This window comes from Oscillibacter valericigenes (assembly GCF_016902445.1).
GTDB lineage: Bacteria > Bacillota > Clostridia > Oscillospirales > Oscillospiraceae > Oscillibacter > Oscillibacter avistercoris.
In genome coordinates this window covers 26,951-44,299 of sequence record NZ_JACSNX010000017.1, presented here as the reverse complement: position 1 = coordinate 44,299, position 17,349 = coordinate 26,951, and the positions used below count along the sequence as shown (strand labels likewise).

Annotated in this window: 16 protein-coding genes; 14 read left to right on the top strand and 2 right to left on the bottom strand. The window is 63.2% G+C overall.

The window, feature by feature from the left end; all coding sequences use genetic code 11:
• The first annotated feature begins 4 nt into the window (after window positions 1-4).
• Window positions 5-2,110 (top strand): elongation factor G, encoded by a 2,106-nt coding sequence (gene fusA / locus H9X91_RS10435; protein ID WP_204804885.1) that lies wholly within the window; start codon window positions 5-7, stop codon window positions 2,108-2,110.
• A gap of 104 nt (window positions 2,111-2,214) precedes the next feature.
• Complete coding sequence (gene tuf, locus H9X91_RS10430) at window positions 2,215-3,420, top strand: elongation factor Tu (protein WP_204804884.1); 1,206 nt, start codon at window positions 2,215-2,217, stop codon at window positions 3,418-3,420.
• Between the two features lie 83 nt (window positions 3,421-3,503).
• Here the strand turns inward: tuf and H9X91_RS10425 are convergent, their stop codons facing one another.
• Window positions 3,504-3,977, bottom strand: a complete 474-nt coding sequence (locus H9X91_RS10425; RefSeq protein ID WP_204804883.1) for a DUF4830 domain-containing protein — start codon at window positions 3,975-3,977, stop codon at window positions 3,504-3,506.
• An 87-nt stretch (window positions 3,978-4,064) separates the two neighbouring features.
• Here H9X91_RS10425 and H9X91_RS10420 point away from each other — a divergent pair, with 87 nt between their 5' ends.
• From H9X91_RS10420 to topA, 11 genes are all read left to right on the top strand, one after another.
• A complete protein-coding gene (locus H9X91_RS10420) occupies window positions 4,065-4,787 on the top strand; it encodes a pseudouridine synthase (protein ID WP_204804882.1) in 723 nt (240 codons plus the stop codon).
• Between the two features lie 159 nt (window positions 4,788-4,946).
• Window positions 4,947-6,038, top strand: coding sequence for a PucR family transcriptional regulator (locus tag H9X91_RS10415; RefSeq protein ID WP_204804881.1), 1,092 nt, complete (start codon window positions 4,947-4,949; stop codon window positions 6,036-6,038).
• A 247-nt stretch (window positions 6,039-6,285) separates the two neighbouring features.
• Window positions 6,286-6,978, top strand: a complete 693-nt coding sequence (ftsE, locus tag H9X91_RS10410) for a cell division ATP-binding protein FtsE (protein WP_204804880.1) — start codon at window positions 6,286-6,288, stop codon at window positions 6,976-6,978.
• Entirely contained in the window at window positions 6,971-7,861 is an 891-nt protein-coding gene (ftsX, locus tag H9X91_RS10405; protein ID WP_204804877.1) for a permease-like cell division protein FtsX, read from the top strand. Before ftsE ends, ftsX begins: the two co-directional genes overlap by 8 nt.
• A gap of 10 nt (window positions 7,862-7,871) precedes the next feature.
• A complete protein-coding gene (locus H9X91_RS10400; protein WP_204804875.1) occupies window positions 7,872-9,119 on the top strand; it encodes a murein hydrolase activator EnvC family protein in 1,248 nt (415 codons plus the stop codon).
• 51 nt (window positions 9,120-9,170) lie between these two features.
• Window positions 9,171-9,920: a hypothetical protein gene (locus tag H9X91_RS10395; protein WP_204804873.1), complete on the top strand. Its 750-nt coding sequence runs from the start codon at window positions 9,171-9,173 to the stop codon at window positions 9,918-9,920.
• 163 nt (window positions 9,921-10,083) lie between these two features.
• Window positions 10,084-10,557, top strand: a complete 474-nt coding sequence (gene greA, locus H9X91_RS10390; protein ID WP_204804871.1) for a transcription elongation factor GreA — start codon at window positions 10,084-10,086, stop codon at window positions 10,555-10,557.
• 12 nt (window positions 10,558-10,569) lie between these two features.
• Complete coding sequence (gene lysS, locus H9X91_RS10385; protein WP_204804869.1) at window positions 10,570-12,069, top strand: lysine--tRNA ligase; 1,500 nt, start codon at window positions 10,570-10,572, stop codon at window positions 12,067-12,069.
• 316 nt (window positions 12,070-12,385) lie between these two features.
• Window positions 12,386-13,147 carry a TrmH family RNA methyltransferase gene (locus H9X91_RS10380; protein ID WP_204804867.1) on the top strand — a complete coding sequence of 254 codons (762 nt, stop codon included), beginning with the start codon at window positions 12,386-12,388 and terminating at the stop codon, window positions 13,145-13,147.
• A 13-nt stretch (window positions 13,148-13,160) separates the two neighbouring features.
• Complete coding sequence (gene dprA, locus H9X91_RS10375) at window positions 13,161-14,345, top strand: DNA-processing protein DprA (protein ID WP_204804865.1); 1,185 nt, start codon at window positions 13,161-13,163, stop codon at window positions 14,343-14,345.
• 34 nt (window positions 14,346-14,379) lie between these two features.
• Window positions 14,380-16,800, top strand: coding sequence for a type I DNA topoisomerase (gene topA / locus H9X91_RS10370; protein WP_204804863.1), 2,421 nt, complete (start codon window positions 14,380-14,382; stop codon window positions 16,798-16,800).
• Here the strand turns inward: topA and H9X91_RS10365 are convergent.
• Window positions 16,768-17,037: a hypothetical protein gene (locus H9X91_RS10365; protein WP_204804861.1), complete on the bottom strand. Its 270-nt coding sequence runs from the start codon at window positions 17,035-17,037 to the stop codon at window positions 16,768-16,770. The genes topA and H9X91_RS10365 overlap by 33 nt on opposite strands.
• Before the next feature lie 80 nt (window positions 17,038-17,117).
• Between H9X91_RS10365 and H9X91_RS10360 the strand changes: the two genes are divergently transcribed.
• Window positions 17,118-17,330, top strand: a complete 213-nt coding sequence (locus H9X91_RS10360) for a helix-turn-helix domain-containing protein (protein WP_204804859.1) — start codon at window positions 17,118-17,120, stop codon at window positions 17,328-17,330.
• The last annotated feature ends 19 nt before the right edge of the window (window positions 17,331-17,349 follow it).

Sequence of the window (17,349 nt, the reverse complement as noted above, 5' to 3'; positions counted from 1 at the left end):
CAGTATGCCGAGAAAAACACCGCTTGAAAATACCCGCAATATCGGCATTATGGCTCACATCGACGCGGGCAAGACGACGACCACTGAGCGCATCTTGTTCTACACCGGTGTGAACTATAAGATCGGTGAGACCCATGACGGCACTGCCACCATGGACTGGATGGCCCAGGAGCAGGAGCGCGGCATCACCATCACGTCCGCAGCCACTACCTGCTACTGGTCTGGTTCCAAGAACCAGTTCAAGCCCACCCGGATCAACATCATCGACACGCCGGGCCACGTGGACTTCACCGTAGAGGTGGAGCGTTCCCTGCGCGTGCTGGACGGCTCTGTCACCGTGCTGTGCGCCAAGGGCGGCGTGGAGCCCCAGTCTGAGACTGTGTGGCGTCAGGCCGACAACTACCATGTTCCCCGGATGATCTACGTCAACAAGATGGACATCATGGGCGCTGACTTCTACAACGTGCTCCGCATGATCGAGGAGCGCCTGAAGTGCAACGCCGTGCCCATCCAGCTCCCCATCGGCAGCGAGGATACCTTCAAGGGCATCATCGACCTGATCGAGATGGACGCTGACGTCTACTACGACGATCTGGGCAAGGACATGCGCGTGGAGCCCATCCCCGCGGATATGATGGATCTGGCCAACGAGTACCGGGAGAAGCTGATGGACGCCGTGTCCATGGTGGACGAGTCCATCATGGAGGCGTATCTGTCCGGTGAGGAGGTCCCCCAGGCAAAGATCCGGGCGGCCATCCGCAAGGCCACCATCGCCAATGAGATGGTGCCCGTCACCTGCGGTACGTCCTACAAGAACAAGGGCGTGCAGAAGCTGCTGGATGCCATCGTGGACTATATGCCCTCTCCCGTGGACATCCCGCCCATCAAGGGCGTGAACCCCAAGACCGACGAGGAGGACGAGCGTCCCGCGGACGACAACGCCCCCTTCTCCGCCCTGGCGTTCAAGATCATGACTGACCCCTATGTGGGCCGTCTGAGCTTCTTCCGCGTCTATTCCGGCCATCTGACCACCGGTTCCTCCGTGCTGAACAGCACCAAGAACGTCAAGGAGCGCATCGGCCGGATCCTGCAGATGCACGCCAACCACCGGGAGGATATCGAGGAGGTCTTCTCCGGCGATATCGAGGCCGCTGTGGGTCTGAAGAACACCACCACCGGTGACACCCTGTGCGATGAAAAGGCACCCATCATCCTGGAGTCCATGGAGTTCCCCGAGCCCGTCATCCGCGTGGCCATCGAGCCCAAGACCAAGGCCGGCCAGGAGAAGATGACCATGGGCCTGATCAAGCTGGCCGAGGAGGACCCCACCTTCAAGACCTACACCGACGAGGAGACGGGTCAGACCATCATCGCCGGCATGGGCGAGCTGCACCTGGAGATCATCGTGGACCGCCTGCTGCGCGAGTTCAAGGTGGAGGCCAACGTGGGCGCCCCCCAGGTCGCCTACAAGGAGACCATCAAGAAGGCTGTGGATCAGGACACCAAGTATGCCCGCCAGTCCGGCGGCAAGGGCCAGTACGGCCATGTCAAGATCCATGTGGAGCCCAACGAGTCCGGCAAGGGCTACGAGTTTGTCAACGCCATCGTGGGCGGCGCCATCCCCAAGGAGTATATCCCGGCTGTCGACGCCGGTATCCAGGGCGCCATGAACGCCGGCGTGGTGGCCGGCTTCCCCGTGGTGGACGTGAAGGTCACCCTGTACGACGGCTCCTATCACGAGGTGGACTCCTCCGAAATGGCGTTCAAGATCGCCGGCTCCATGGCCTTCAAGGAGGCCTGCCGCAAGGCCGATCCCACGCTGCTGGAGCCCATCATGAAGGTCTGCGTCATCGTGCCCGATGAGTATATGGGCGACGTCATCGGCGACCTGAACAGCCGCCGCGGCCAGATCATCCAGCTGGAGGCCCGTCCCGGCGCCCAGCAGATCGACGCCCATGTGCCTCTGGCCGAGATGTTCGGCTACGCCACGGACCTGCGCTCCCGCACCCAGGGCCGCGGCCAGTACACCATGGAGCCCAGCCACTACGTGGAGATTCCGAAGAATATCCGGGATAAGATCGTGGAGACCCGCACGAAGTCCAACGGCTGAGGAAAAAGGGATTGATTTTCCCTGCATAATACTGTAAAATAAGCAATGCTGAGAAAATTCGCATTGCAACAACAGATTTTGAAAATTGACAGGAGGATTTTCAAATGGCTAAGCAGAAATTTGAAAGAACCAAGCCCCATGTTAACATCGGCACCATTGGTCACGTCGACCATGGCAAGACCACGCTGACCGCCGCCATCACCAAGTGGCTGTCTCTGCAGGGCAAGGCTCAGTTCGAGGCTTATGACTCCATCGACAAGGCCCCCGAGGAGAAGGAGCGCGGCATCACCATCAACACCGCTCACGTGGAGTATGAGACCGACAAGCGTCACTATGCCCACGTGGACTGCCCGGGCCACGCCGACTATATCAAGAACATGATCACCGGCGCTGCTCAGATGGACGGTGCCATCCTGGTCATCGCCGCCACTGACGGCCCCATGGCTCAGACCCGTGAGCACATCCTGCTGGCCCGTCAGGTGGGCGTGCCCGCCATCGTCGTGTTCCTGAACAAGTGCGATCAGGTGGACGACCCCGAGCTGCTGGAGCTGGTGGAGATGGAAGTCCGCGAGCTGCTGAGCAAGTACGAGTTCCCCGGCGACGACATCCCCATCATCAAGGGCTCTGCTCTGAACGCCCTGATCTCCGAGTCCAACGATCCCAATGCTCCCGAGTATGCCTGCATCAAGGAGCTGATGGACGCTGTTGACGACTATATCCCCACTCCCGCCCGTAACGACGACCTGCCCTTCCTGATGCCCGTCGAGGACGTGTTCACCATCTCCGGCCGCGGCACCGTGGCCACCGGCCGTGTGGAGCGCGGTGTCCTGAAGCTGAGCGAGGAAGTCGAGATCGTCGGCCTGAGCGACGAGAAGAAGAAGACCGTCGTCACCGGCATCGAGATGTTCCACAAGCTGCTGGACTACGCTGAGGCCGGCGACAACATCGGCGCCCTGCTGCGCGGCGTGGACCGCAACGGCGTGGAGCGCGGCCAGGTTCTGGCCAAGCCCGGCTCCATTCATCCCCACACCAAGTTCAAGGGCCAGGTCTACGTGCTGACCAAGGACGAGGGCGGCCGTCACACCCCCTTCTTCAACAACTATCGTCCTCAGTTCTACTTCCGCACCACCGACGTGACCGGCGTCATCACTCTGCCCGAGGGCACTGAGATGTGCATGCCCGGCGATAACGTCGAGATGAGCGTGGAGCTGATCACCCCCATCGCCATTGAGAAGGGCCTGCGTTTCGCTATCCGTGAGGGTGGCCGTACCGTGGGTTCCGGCGCTGTCACTGACATCATCGCTGACTGATCGTTCTCATAAGCGAAAAGGACTGCCGCACTGCGGCAGTCCTTTTTTTCGCTCCGGCCGGCGGCCCCGCGTCCGGGAGGGGCTCATTCCTCCTGGTCCGGATAGACCAGAGTGTCCTGGAACCCGTCGGCTCCGGCGCAGAGGATGTCGCCGGCCACCGGCTGCTCCTCGCAGACATAGAGATTGGCCTGCACCCCCTCCGGCCGCCCGGGATAGTTGATAACGGTATAGGTGTAGCGGGCCACCTGCTTCCCACAGCAGCCGGAGAGGTCGAAGCCTTGGGAATCCTGCAGTTCGTTGTAGGTGAGATAGGGCTCCTCCAGCTTTTCCGGCAGCAGGAACTGCAGCGTCTCCACCGGCTCCTCCTCCACCTGCCAGCCCAGAGATTCCAGATAGGCGACGCGGTCCGTGTTGGTGGCAAGCCGCCATTCCGAAGCCGTGCCGCCTGCACCGGAGCGCCCGGCCAGCAGGATCACAGCAGCAAGCAGAATGCCGGCCAGGATCACGGCCAGTACGGCCTTTGTCTTTTTGGAAATCCGTGCGGTCCAGATCAGCATATCAAATCCCTCCTGCATCTTCCTATTCATTTTTTTCCGGATTTATGATAGGATAGAGCAGAAGAAATCGCAGGCGGAGGGAACGATATGGAGAAAGCGCGGCTGGATAAGATCATCGCCGCAGGGGGCCGGTACTCCCGGCGGGAGGTCCGGCAGCTGATCCGGCAGGGCCGGGTCCTGGTGGACGGCGTGCCCGCCCGGGCGCCGGAGGACAAGGTGGACCCGGAGTCCGCGGAGATCCTTGTGAACGGGGAGCGGCTGTGCTACCGCCGTTTTACCTGGCTGATGCTCCACAAGCCCGCCGGGGTGCTGTCTGCCACGGAGGACGGCCGCGGGGAGACCGTGCTGGATCTGCTGGCGCCGGAACTCCGGCGCCAGGGCCTGTTCCCGGTGGGCCGGCTGGATAAGGATACCGAGGGCCTGCTGCTGCTGACCAATGAGGGGGGCCTGGCCCATGACCTGCTGTCTCCCCGGCACCATGTGGACAAGGTCTACTATGCCCGTACAGACGGGACGCTGGACGAGGAGGATTCCAGGGCCTTTGCCGCGGGCATGACCCTGGGAGACGGGCTGGTGTGCCAGCCTGCGGGGCTGGAGGTCCTCTCCGCCGGACCTGCGGGCAGCGAGGTGCTGGTGACGCTCCGGGAGGGCAAATTCCACCAGGTGAAACGGATGCTGGCGGCCAGGGGTGCGCCGGTCCGCTACCTCAAGCGGGTCAAAATGGGCAATTTGACGCTAGATCCAACCCTTGCCCCGGGAGAGTACCGATATTTGACGGAAACAGAGCTGGAGGAACTGCGGAATTTCTGATAATCGGGGCAGAAAACTCAAATGTTGCCCAAAAAAGGCAGATGTTTTTTGTTGAAAAAAGAAAAAACATCTTGCATTTTGTCAAATTTGACGATATAATATAGCCATTGACAATTTGCACAACGCCCCCACGCGTGATATTTGAGGAGGAGAACGACCATGTCTGGAAGAATTTTTCAAAATGTGGTGCTGCAGCTCAAGGAAAATACGGACCGGACGGTGGGTGTCATTGACGGCGAGGGCATCGTGATCGCCTGCAGCGAACTGGCGATGATCGGCCAGCGGTGGGCGGAGCATGTTCCGGTCATCAATGCCGCCGGCGGCGCCATCGTGGCATCGGACGGCAAGACCTTCAAGGCGCTGAACGGCTGGGGCGCGCAGTTTGACTATGCAGCCTTTGCCTTCGGGGACAACGAGATCAGCCGGACGGTCTGCGCCATGGCCACTGTGGCGCTGAACGCGGCCAAGGCCTATTATGAGGAAAAACATGACCGGGGGTCCTTTATCAAGGACATCATCTCCGACAACATCATGCTGGGGGACATCTATGTGCGGGCCAAGGAGCTGCGGGTGGTGGCGGACGTGCCCCGGGGCGTGTTCGTGGTCCGCACCCTGAAGAAGGGAGAGTCCGTCCCCACGGACGTGATCCAGTCCCTGTTCCCGGACCGGCAGAACGACTTTGTCCTCAGCATCGGCGAGGGGGATGTGGTCCTGATCCGGCAGATGCCGGAGGGGACCGGCATCAAGGACCTGAACAAGATCGCCTCCACCATCGAGGAGGCACTGCGCTCCGGCGGCGAGCCCACGGTGGTGGTGGGCATCGGCACGGTGGCCACCCACCTGCGGGACCTGGCCAAGAGCTATAAGGAGGCCCAGATCGCCATCGAGGTGGGCAAGGTCTTCGATACGGAGAAGTACGTCATCAACTACGAGAACCTGGGCATCGGCCGGCTGATCTATCAGCTGCCCACCACGCTGTGCGAGATGTTCCTGCAGGAAGTCTTCAAGAAGAACCCCATCGACGCCCTGGACAAGGAGACGCTGTTCACCATCCACAAGTTCTTTGAGAACAACCTGAACGTGTCCGAGACCGCCCGGAAGCTGTTCGTTCACCGGAACACCCTGGTGTACCGGCTGGAGAAGATCAAGAAGCTGACGGGTCTGGACCTGCGGGAGTTCGATGATGCCATCACCTTCAAGGTGGCCCTGATGGTCAAGAAGTACCTGACCTCCCGGGGGATCGACTCCTGAATCCATCGTGTTCCAGAGGCCCCGGCCGGGATTGCCCGGCCGGGGCTTTTTCTGTGCCCGGCGGAGACAGCACGGCGCAGGACGGAATTTGGAATGAGCCGGGGAAGATTTCAAAAAGGCGGTTGCATTGCGGCGGAAAACCAGATATAATGAAAAAAGCTCTTACATTATGTCGACTGGCGGGGAACGATTTCCCTGTGCCCGGCGTGTATAGGATAGAAGTATTGCTGGATCACGAGGTACAGACATGATTCGATTAAAAGACGTCGAGATGGAATACGATAACGGGACCCGCGCCATCAAGGGGATCTCCCTGACCATTGAGGACGGGGAGTTCGTGTTTCTGGTGGGCCCCTCCGGGTCCGGAAAGTCCACCATCATCAAGCTGCTGACCGGCGAGGTGGAGCCCTGCGCCGGGCGCATCATGATCAACGGCTTTTCCGTCAGCAATATCTCGGAAAAGCAGATCCCCCTGATGCGCCGCACACTGGGGGTCATTTTCCAGGACTTCCGGCTGATCGAAAAAAAGACGGTCTATGACAATCTGGCCTTCGTCATGCGGGCCGTGGGCGCCAGCCCCAAGGAGATCCGCAAGCGCATCCCCTATGTGCTGGAGCTGGTGGGCCTGGCGGAGAAGGCAGGCAGCTATCCCACGGAGCTCTCCGGCGGCGAGCAGCAGCGGGTGGCCATTGCCCGGGCTCTGGTGAACAATCCCAATACCATCATCGCCGATGAGCCCACCGGAAACCTGGACCCGGAGCGGTCCCTGGAGCTGATGAGCCTGCTGGTGAAGATCAACGAGCTGGGCACCACCGTGGTGGTGGTGACCCACGAGAAGGATCTGGTGGACCGCTTCGGCAAGCGGGTGGTCACCATCGATTCCGGCCACGTCATCAACGACAGCGTGGGCGGCTATGTGGGAGGACGCATCCATGGCTAAACATCACGATTTCCGCTATTTTTTCCACGAGGGCCTCAGCAACATGTTCAGCCACGGGTTCATGTCCTTTGCCGCCATCGGCATCACCGTGGCCTGCCTTCTGATCATGGGGACCTTTACCCTGGTGGCGGTGAATGCCAATGAGCTTTTGAAAAATCTGGAGCAGGAAAACGAGATCCTGGCCTATGTGGACGACAGCTACACCGATGCCCAGGCCCGGGCCCTCCAGTCCAGGCTGGAGGCCATACCCAATGTGGCCTCTGTCACCTTCATCTCAAAAGAAGAGGCCATGGAGGACTTCAAGGCCCAGTATCCGGACGAGGAGCTGATTCAGGACCTGGACCCGGAGATCCTGGAGGACCGGTACGCCATCAAGCTGGTGGATCTGGAGGAGCAGAGCGAGACCGTGGAGGCGGTGCAGGCCCTCACCGGGATCTCCGACGTCAGCCACTATGAGGAGATCGCCGGGGGCTTCGTCACCGTGCGGAACGTGGCCACGGTGGTGTGCGTGGCGCTGATCGCCATTTTGTTCGTGGTTTCGGTGTTCATCATCTCCAACACCATCAAGCTCACCACCTTTGACCGGCGGGAGGAGATCGCCATCATGCGGATGGTGGGCGCCACCAACGGCTTCATCCGCTGGCCCTTTGTGTACGAGGGGTTCATGCTGGGCCTGCTGGGCGCGGTGATCGCGTTCTTCCTCCAGTGGGCGCTGTACGCGGCAGTGGCCCGGGGCGTGGACAGCAATGACACGCTGCAGCTGATCCGGGTGCTTCCCTTCTCGGAGCTGTGGGCGCCGGTGGCGGCGGTGTTCGCCCTGGCAGGCATCATCATCGGCGTGGGAGGCAGCCTCTCCGCCATTCGGAAATTCCTGCAGGTGTGAGGTGAAGGCGATGAAAAAAAGAACAGGCAAGGGATTCCGCCGCCTCTGCCGCGCTGTGTTTGCAGCGGCACTGGTGCTGGCCATGACAGGCGCCAGCCTGGCCCCGGCGGCGGCCGTCACCTGGGCAGACGTGAACGAGCTGAAGGACGAGGCCAACAGCCTGGACGCAGAGAAAGAAGAGCTCCAGGCAAAGCTGGACGAGCTGGCAGATGACAAGAGCCAGGCGGTGGCCCGCAAGCAGCTGCTGGATCAGCAGATCGCCAATACCGAGGCCCAGATCGCCAATACACAGGCGCAGATCGACCAGTACACCGCCCTCATCACCCAGACGGAGGCAGAATTGGCGGAGGCCGAGGAACAGGAGGAGGCCCAGTACGAGCTGTTCTGCAGCCGGGTCCGGGAGATGGAGAAGCAGGACGAGGTCAGCTACTGGGCAGTGCTGTTCCGGGCCAGCAGCTTCACGGATCTGCTGGGGCGTCTGGACGCCATCAATGAGATTATGAAGTACGATCAGGGCATCATCGACGATCTGAAGGCCCTGCAGACGGAGATCGAGGAGAAAAAGACCACTCTGGAGACCAGCAAGACCGAGAGCGAGGCCGCCAAGGCGGAACTGGTCAGCAAGCAGAGCGAACTGAACACCCAGCGCAGTGAGGCCAATGCGGTCATCCAGCAGCTGTCCGCCAACGAGAGCGAGACAGAGTCCGCCCTGGCGGATCTGGAGGCGGAGCAGGACGCCCTGTGGGCAGAGGCCCAGCGCCTCAGCGACCAGCTGGTGGCCCAGCAGGCGGCCAACGGCCAGTCTACGGAGTCCAACCCCGGCGGGTACATCTGGCCGGTGGACAGCCGGTACATCACCTCCACCGTGGGCGGCCGGGCGTCTCCAGGCGGCATCGGCTCCACCAACCACAAGGGCACGGATATCGGCCGGGTGGGCTACACCAGTCCCATCTATGCCTCCAAGTCGGGTACGGTCATCGTGTCCCAGTACAGCAGTTCCTATGGAAACTACGTGGTCATCTCCCACGGCAGCGGAAACACCACGCTGTACGCCCATATGTCCAGCCGGAAGGTGGAAGTGGGCCAGTATGTGAACCAGGGAGATGTGATCGGCATCACCGGCTCCACCGGCAACTCCACCGGACCGCATCTGCACTTTGAGGTGACGGAAAACGGCGTCCGGGTGAATCCGCTGAACGACGGTGCGGAGCCCAAGATGGGCTATCTGACGGGTTACACCCTCTCTTCTTCCGCTTAATGGAAACATAAAAACCGCTCCCGCCCCGTAGGATGGGGCGGGAGTGATTTTATGATCGGTGTGCTGACCTGGACCCCGCCTGCCGGGGGAATTCGACAAAAGAGCGTGACAGTGGAGATGCGGAGCCTGTTCCACATGCGGGTGGCCTGGGCGGCGGTAGCAAAGGGCCCCCGGACACCGGAGGCTGTGGTGCGGCGGCGGGTGCTGACCGCCGCCAGACGGCTGCGGAAGGCCGGCACCGGCCGGCTGGTAGTGCCGGAGGCGTTCACCTATGGGAAGCAGCTGGAGAAGGGCGGCGTGACGCCGGTGGCCACCGTGCCCCTGCGGCGTGCTCTGGCGGCGGACCTGGCCCGGGCGGGCATGGCGGCCCGCGGCCTTCCTGGCAGCGCTCGGGTGGCGGTGGCGGGGGACCAGCTCTCCGGAGAGCTGGTGCGGACCGTGACGGAGCTGGCCCTGGGGCATCGCTATGTATGGGTGGATGTGCCCTACGGCGCCGAGGCCCTGGCGAATCAGCTGCGGCGGGAGTACGGCGTCTCCCTGCTGACCGTCCCGTCCCGGGCGCAGCTGGAGGAGGCTGACGTGCTGATCCTGTTTGCCCCCCGGACGGACCTGCGGCGGAAAAACCCGGTGGTCCTGCCCCTGTACGACGAGACGGCGGCGCTGCCGCCCCTGCTGCTGCCGCCGGCACTGGAGGACCAGATGCCCGCTGGCTGCAGCCGGCCGCAGCTGCTGGCGGCCATGGTGGAGGGCGGCATCCTGCGGCCCGGGCAGATCACGGTGGGCAGCCCCGCGGGAGGATGAGGCCCGCCGGAGCCGCCGCCTCCGGAAATTTATCCGGGAGCGGAGGACGGCGCTTGACATTCGGGGATCGACACACTATAATACTACTCTATGATAATATAGCATCATTATGTGCAGGAGCGGCCATGCCGCCCTGCCGAAGGATAGGAGAGATACAGTCCACATGGAAAGAGAGTACAAGATGAGCGCAGCCCGCGCCCAGGAGCTGCAGGAGGAACTGAACTATCTGAAGACCACCCGGTCCGATGAAGTGGCGGAGCAGATTAAGGTGGCCCGCGGCTTCGGCGACCTGAGCGAGAACAGCGAGTACGACGAGGCCAAGAATGAGCAGGGCAAGCTGTACTCCCGCATTGCCGAGCTGGAGGAGATCCTGCAGCATGTGGTGATCGTGGACGAGAGCAACGCCCCCACCAATGTGGTGACTATCGGCTGCAAGGTGACGGTGGCGGACAAGAACGGCAACACCATGCCCGCCTACCGGATCGTGGGCTCCCAGGAGTCTGATCCCATGAACGGCATCATTTCCGAGGAGTCTCCCTTCGGCAAGGCCCTGATCGGCGCCAAGGAGGGGGACACTGTTACCGTAGAGGCCCCCAGCGGCGCCATCGTCTACACGGTGCAGAAGATCGAGCGGTAAAGGAGAGCGGACATGTCTGAACAGAAGACGACCCAGCAGCCGGAGCAGGAGCTCAGCGAGCAGCGCCGGGTCCGGCGGGAGAAGCTGGCGGCCCTCCAGGCCGCGGGCGAGGATCCCTTCCAGGAGACCCGGTTCGACTGGGATGCCACCTCCGCCCAGATCAAGGAGCACTTTGACGAGATGGAGGGCAAGGCCGTGAAGGTGGCCGGCCGCCTGATGAGCAAGCGGGGCATGGGCAAGGTCAGCTTCTGCGACCTTCAGGACCGGGACGGCCGCATCCAGCTGTACGCCCGCCAGGACGAGATGGACGAGGCGGTCTACAAGAAGTTCAAGAAGTTCGACATCGGCGACATCGTGGGCGTCGAGGGCGAGGTGTTCCGCACCCAGCGGGGCGAGATGAGCGTCCGGGCCAGGAACATCACCCTGCTGAGCAAGGCGCTGCTGCCCCTGCCGGAGAAGTTCCATGGCCTGCAGGACCGGGAGCTGCGGTACCGCCAGCGGTATGTGGACCTGATCGTGAACCCGGAGGTGAAGCGCAACTTCATCATCCGGTCCAGGTTCATCAAGCACGTCCGGGACTTCCTGGACGGGCGGGGCTATATGGAGGTGGAGACGCCGGTGCTGAACACCATCTCCGGCGGCGCCACGGCCCGGCCCTTCATCACCCACCACAACACCCTGGACATCGATATGTATATGCGCATCGCCACGGAGCTGCCCCTGAAGCGGCTGATCGTGGGCGGTCTGGACCGGGTGTACGAGATCGGCCGCATCTTCCGCAACGAGGGCATGGACCCCAAGCACAACCCGGAGTTCACCACCGTGGAGCTGTACCAAGCCTACACGGACTTCAACGGCATGATGGACCTGTTTGAGGACCTGCTGTCCTCCGCCGCCCAGAAGATCCTGGGCACCTATCAGCTGGAGTGGCAGGGGGAGCAGATCGACCTGACCCCCGGCTGGCCCCGCCTGACCATGCATGAGGCCGTAAAGCAGTACACCGGCATCGACTTCATGGCCATCTCCTCTGACGAGGAGGCGGTGGCCGCCGCCAAGGCCATTGGTGTGGAGCTGCCGGAGACGGCGGACCCCACCTGGGGCAACGCCCTGTATGAGACCTTTGACCAGAAGGTGGAGGAGAAGCTGGTGCAGCCCACCTTCATCACCATGCACCCGGTGGACGTGAGCCCCCTGGCCAAGCGGTCCCCCAAGGACCCCCGCCTGACGGAGCGGTTCGAGCTGTTCATCTGCCGCAGCGAGATGGGCAATGCCTTCTCCGAGCTGAACGACCCCATCGACCAGAAGCAGCGCTTCCAGAAGCAGGTGGAGCTGCGGGCCAAGGGCGACAGCGAGGCCGGCATGATGGACGAGGACTATATCAACGCCCTGGAGTACGGCCTGCCGCCCACGGGAGGCCTCGGCATCGGCATCGACCGCTGCGTCATGCTGCTGACCAACTCCGACACCATCCGGGAGGTCATCCTCTTCCCCACGATGAAGCCCCTGGACTGACGCTTCTTTCCATTTCCTGTGAGACTGTGGGAGAGAGTGGCCTGGCCGCTGTGATATCCTCCCCTTGCTGATGAGAGAGCAGAGCCGCTGGCAAAGCCGGCGGCTCTGCTTTTGGACATGGGCGGATCCGATATGCCGCCGGCGGGCTGTCCTGCCGGATGCCGCTCCGTGATCAGAAAAATCGGCGGCTGCGCAAAAAAGTCGTTGACTTGCACGCTTTGGAAGCATATGCTATACTTGTTTCTGTATCGGACCGGATGGGAGCTTTTGGAAATCCTTCCGCCGGGAAATGACCACAGGAGAGGAGGCACCGCTTATGGAGACCATCACCAGCCGGACCAATCCGCTGTGTACCCACCTCCGGAAGCTGGCGGCCTCCGCTTCTTATCGCCGCAGCTGCGGGGAGTTCCTCTGCGACAGCCCCAAGCTGCTGGAGGAGGCATTGCTCTGGGGGGCGGACCTCCACACCGTGGTGTGCACGGATCCGTCTGCCCTGCCGGTGCTGCCGGAGGCGGTGCGCTGCGTCCAGGTGCCGCCGGACCTGATGAAGTCGATCTCCCCGGCCCAGACGCCTCAGGGCGTCCTCGCCGTCTGCGGCCTGCCGGACCAGGCCCTTCCGGAGACGCTGGAGGGCCGCCGGTACGCGGTGCTGGACGGGGTCCAGGACCCGGGGAACGTGGGGACGATCCTGCGGACGGCGGACGCCTTCCACGCCGACGGGCTGTTCCTGGTGAACGCCTGCGCGGACCTGTACAATCCAAAGACCGTCCGGGCCTCCATGGGGGCGGTGTTCCGCTGCCCGGTGTGGGCCTGTACGCTGTCTGTGCTGCGGGGCCTGCTGACGAAGAGCGGCCTGCCCCTGTACGGCGCCGCCCTCCGGGCGGACACGGTGGACGTGCGGCGGGCGGACTTCGCCCGCTGCGCCGTGGCCATCGGCAGCGAGGGCAAGGGCCTTTCGGCGGAAGTGCTGGAGGCCTGTGATCTGACAGTGAAGATTCCCATGAGCGACCACTGCGAGTCCCTGAACGCCGCCGCGGCGGCGGCCGTGCTGCTGTGGGAGGCGGCGAGAGACGACTGAGGAGGGAGTGCCCATGTCCGCGCTGAAATACTGGCTGTGGCTGACGGAGCTGCCGGGGCTGACGAACCAGACCCGGCTGGCGCTGCTGCGCCATTTCCCCACGCCGGAGGACGTGTACTACGCCGACCCGGAGGAGGTGCTGCTGACCGAGGGCATCACCCGGGAGCAGGCGAAGCTGCTGGAGGATAAGGACTGCTCCGGCGCGGACCGGATCCTGGCGGACTGCCAGCGGCTGGACCTGGACCTCCTCACCATCCAGGACGCGGGATATCCCAACCGGCTGCGGAACATCTACGACCCGCCCTGCCTGCTGTACGTCCGGGGCCGCCTGCCGGCCTTTGACGACGAGGCGTCCATCGCCGTGGTGGGCACCCGGGACTGCACGCCCTACGGCGTCTCCTGCGCGGAAAAGCTGGGCTACGGCCTGGCCGCCGGCGGGGCCGTGGTGGTCAGCGGCCTGGCCCGGGGCGTGGACTCCGCGGCCCTGCGGGGCGCCCTCCGGGCAGGCGGCACCGTGACGGCGGTGCTGGGCAACGGCCTGGATGTGGTCTATCCCCCGGAAAATCAATATCTATATGAGGACGTGGCGGCCGCCGGCGCGCTGATCAGCGAGTACCCGCCGGGCACGCCGCCGGAGGCGAAGCACTTCCCGGTGCGCAACCGCATCATGTCCGGCCTGTGCCTGGGCACTCTGGTGGTGGAGGCACCGGCGCGCAGCGGCGCCCTCATCACGGCGGGCACCGCCCTGGAGCAGGGGCGGGACGTGTTCGCCGTCCCCGGTCCCATCGACGCTCCCGCCAGCGTGGGCTGCAACCGCCTGATCCGGGACGGCGCCGGGCTGGTGTCCGACGCCTGGGACATCCTGGGGGAATACGAGCCCCGGTTCCCGGACAAGCTGCGCCGGGAGGGAGCCAGGGAGACGCCGGCCGTGCTGGGCTACCAGGCCCGGCAGAAGACGGAGCCCAAGCCCGTGCCCCCGTCGGTGAGCCTTTCCCACAACGACTACAGCCTGACGGACGACCAGATCTGCCTGCTGCGGGCCCTGACGGAGGAGCCCATGCTGGTGGACGATCTGATCGAGCTGACGGACATCCCCACCCGGCGGGTATTGTCGGCTTTGACGGTGCTGGAGATCGAGCATCTGGTGACCCAGCACAGCGGCAAGCGGTATGCCCGCGCGGTGAATTTGACGGAATAAACACGCGCCCGATCCCGGGCGCCTGGAGGTAACTATGGCAAAACACAGCCTGGTCATCGTGGAGTCTCCCGCGAAGGCCAAAACCATCGGAAAATACCTGGGCAAGGATTTTACCGTGAAGGCCTGCATGGGCCACCTGCGGGACCTGCCCAAGAGCACCCTGGGCGTGGACCTGGAGCACGACTTCGAGCCGGTCTACAAGCCCATCAAGGGCAAGGAGGACATCATCGCCGACCTGAAGAAGTCCGCCAAGGGCGCGGACATGGTCTACCTTGCCACCGACCCGGACCGGGAGGGGGAGGCCATCTCCTGGCACCTGAAGCAGCTGCTGGACCTGCCGGACGAGAAGACCCGGCGGGTCACCTTCAACGAGATCACGAAAAAGGTGGTCCAGGAGAGCATCCAGGAGCCCCGGGACATCGACCAGAAGCTGGTGGACGCCCAGCAGGCCCGGCGCATCCTGGACCGGATCGTGGGCTATGAGCTCTCGCCCCTGCTGTGGAAGAAGATCCGCCGGGGCCTGTCCGCCGGGCGGGTCCAGTCCGTGGCCACCCGGATGGTGGACGACCGGGACCGGGAGATCGAGGAGTTCAAGCCCGAGGAGTACTGGACCCTGGACGCCAGCCTGACTGGCGACGATGTGAAAAAGCTCCCCTTCGCCGCCCGCTATCATGGGAAGGACGGCAAGAAGGCGGAGCTGAAGTCGGCGGAGGACGTGGACGCCGTGGTCCGGGAGACGGAGCAGGCCCCCTTCTCCGTCAAGACCGTGAAGCGCACGGACAAGCAGCGCAGCCCCTCTCCGCCCTTCACTACCTCCACCATGCAGCAGGAGGCATCCCGCAAGCTGGCCATGACGCCCCGGCGGACCATGGCCATCGCCCAGCAGCTGTACGAGGGCGTGGACATCGAGGGCGAGGGCACCGTGGGCCTCATCACCTATATGCGTACCGACTCCCTGCGGATCAGCGAGGAGGCCCTGGCTGCCGCCAAGACCTTCATCGTGGGCCGCTACGGCGACAGCTATGCCCAGACCCACCGCTACAAGGCCAAGGCCAACGCCCAGGACGCCCACGAGGCCATCCGCCCCAGCAACGTCAACTGGACGCCGGAGATGCTGAAAAAGGACCTGACCAGTGAGCAGTACCGCCTTTACCGCCTGGTGTGGAGCCGGTTCCTGGCCAGCCAGATGGCCAATGCCGTGTACGACAGCGTGGCCGTGGAGATCGAGGCGGCGGGCCACAGCTTCCGGGCCAGCTCCTCCAGCCTGAAGTTCTCCGGCTACACCGCCGTGTATGAGGAGGGCAAGGACGAGGAGAAAGAGGAGAAGGAATCTCCCCTGCCCGCTCTGCGGGAGGGGGAGCCCCTGACATTGAAGGGCTTTGACCGGGAGCAGCATTTCACCCAGCCCCCGGCCCACTACACCGACGCCACGCTGATCCGGGCCATGGAGGAGCAGGGCATCGGCCGGCCCTCCACCTACGCCCCCACCGTGTCCACCATCCTGGACCGGGAGTATGTGGTGAAGGAGGGCAAGTACCTCCACATCACCAACCTGGGCCGGGTGGTGACCGCTTTGATGAAGGAGCGGTTCTCCGACATCGCGGACCTGAAGTTCACCGCCAACATGGAGCAGCGGCTGGACTCCGTGGAGGAGGGGAAAACTGCCTGGAAGGACGTGCTGCGGGAGTTCTACGGCGACTTCGCCCAGGACCTGCAGGATGCGGAGAAGGCCCTGGACGGCACCCGCATCAAAGTGCCCGACGAGGTCAGCGAGGAGATCTGCCCGGAGTGCGGACGGAACCTGGTGGTGAAGTCCGGCCGGTTCGGCCGCTTCCTGGCCTGCCCGGGATATCCGGAGTGCTCCTTCACCATGCCTCTGGTGGTGGAGATGCCGGGCCGCTGCCCCAAGTGCGGCGGGCGGCTGATGAAGCGCACCGGCAACAGCAAAAAGACCGGCAAGCAGTACACCTACTACTGCTGTGAGCACGTCAACAGCAAGGACGAGTCCCAGAAGTGCGACTTCATGACCTGGGACGTGCCGGTGAAGGACGACTGCCCGGTCTGCGGCCACACCATGTTCAAGAAGGCGGGCCGGGGCTTCAAGAAGCCCTTCTGCATCAATCCGGAGTGCTCCAATTTCCTGCCGGAGGAGAAGCGGGGCTATCCCCGGAAGAAGACGGCGGACAGCGCCGAGGACGCGGAGGCCGCGGCCGCAGAGCCGACGGCGGAGAAAAAGCCCGCCAAGCGGGCTGCCGCGGCCAAGAAGGCGGGCACCGCCAAGACCACCGCAAAAAAGACCGCCGCCAAGAAGCCGGCAGCGTCCAAGACCGCCGCAAAGAAGACGACGGCCAAGAAGGAGACCACGGCCAAAACGGTGTCCAAGACCACGACAAAAAAGGCCGCTGCCAAAAAGACAGTGGCGTCAAAGGCGAAGAAGCCCGCCGGGGAGGAGTGACAGCTCCCGGGCCAGGCGGAAGCCGGAGCGGAAGAGAAAGCGCTCTTCCTGCTTTGTATGGCGCCACGCGGCGGCCTGATAGGCCTCCAGCAGTTCGACCTGTTCCGGGGTCAGGGAGGCCAGGAGGGCGTTCTCCAGGCGGCTTTCCTGCTGGCAGAGCGGCCAGCAGGCGCTGGGGAGGTTTTCGTCCAGGTGGTCCAGGAGGTCCTCGAAGAGAATGTCCAGAGGGTCGGTCATAATTTATCATCTCCGATATCGTAATTTAATTTCGTGTTTTCAATATACACGAAATTTAATTACAAGTCAAGAGGTAAAGCATGGAAACTTTTGCACAACGGATTCGACAGCTGCGCAAAGAGTCTGGCAAAACACAAGTGCAGATGGCCGCCATCTTTGAGGTCGGTTCCCGCCAATATCAGAATTATGAGGGCGGTGGGCATTACCCCGATGTACCGGGGTTGATGAAAATGGCGGACTACTTCGGCGTTACTACCGATTATCTACTGGGACGCAGCGACCAGAGGGGTTAAGGTGATACGGGCCGCCGGA

Coding starts and splice junctions, on each gene's coding strand:
- dprA (WP_204804865.1), top strand. CDS start 13,161: ATGTCCGCGCTGAAATACTGGCTGTGGCTGACGGAGCTGCCGGGGCTG.
- H9X91_RS10395 (WP_204804873.1), top strand. CDS start 9,171: ATGATCGGTGTGCTGACCTGGACCCCGCCTGCCGGGGGAATTCGACAA.
- ftsX (WP_204804877.1), top strand. CDS start 6,971: ATGGCTAAACATCACGATTTCCGCTATTTTTTCCACGAGGGCCTCAGC.
- H9X91_RS10360 (WP_204804859.1), top strand. CDS start 17,118: ATGGAAACTTTTGCACAACGGATTCGACAGCTGCGCAAAGAGTCTGGC.
- H9X91_RS10420 (WP_204804882.1), top strand. CDS start 4,065: ATGGAGAAAGCGCGGCTGGATAAGATCATCGCCGCAGGGGGCCGGTAC.
- H9X91_RS10400 (WP_204804875.1), top strand. CDS start 7,872: ATGAAAAAAAGAACAGGCAAGGGATTCCGCCGCCTCTGCCGCGCTGTG.
- tuf (WP_204804884.1), top strand. CDS start 2,215: ATGGCTAAGCAGAAATTTGAAAGAACCAAGCCCCATGTTAACATCGGC.
- greA (WP_204804871.1), top strand. CDS start 10,084: ATGGAAAGAGAGTACAAGATGAGCGCAGCCCGCGCCCAGGAGCTGCAG.
- H9X91_RS10365 (WP_204804861.1), bottom strand. CDS start 17,037: ATGACCGACCCTCTGGACATTCTCTTCGAGGACCTCCTGGACCACCTG.
- lysS (WP_204804869.1), top strand. CDS start 10,570: ATGTCTGAACAGAAGACGACCCAGCAGCCGGAGCAGGAGCTCAGCGAG.
- H9X91_RS10415 (WP_204804881.1), top strand. CDS start 4,947: ATGTCTGGAAGAATTTTTCAAAATGTGGTGCTGCAGCTCAAGGAAAAT.
- H9X91_RS10380 (WP_204804867.1), top strand. CDS start 12,386: ATGGAGACCATCACCAGCCGGACCAATCCGCTGTGTACCCACCTCCGG.
- fusA (WP_204804885.1), top strand. CDS start 5: ATGCCGAGAAAAACACCGCTTGAAAATACCCGCAATATCGGCATTATG.
- H9X91_RS10425 (WP_204804883.1), bottom strand. CDS start 3,977: ATGCTGATCTGGACCGCACGGATTTCCAAAAAGACAAAGGCCGTACTG.
- topA (WP_204804863.1), top strand. CDS start 14,380: ATGGCAAAACACAGCCTGGTCATCGTGGAGTCTCCCGCGAAGGCCAAA.
- ftsE (WP_204804880.1), top strand. CDS start 6,286: ATGATTCGATTAAAAGACGTCGAGATGGAATACGATAACGGGACCCGC.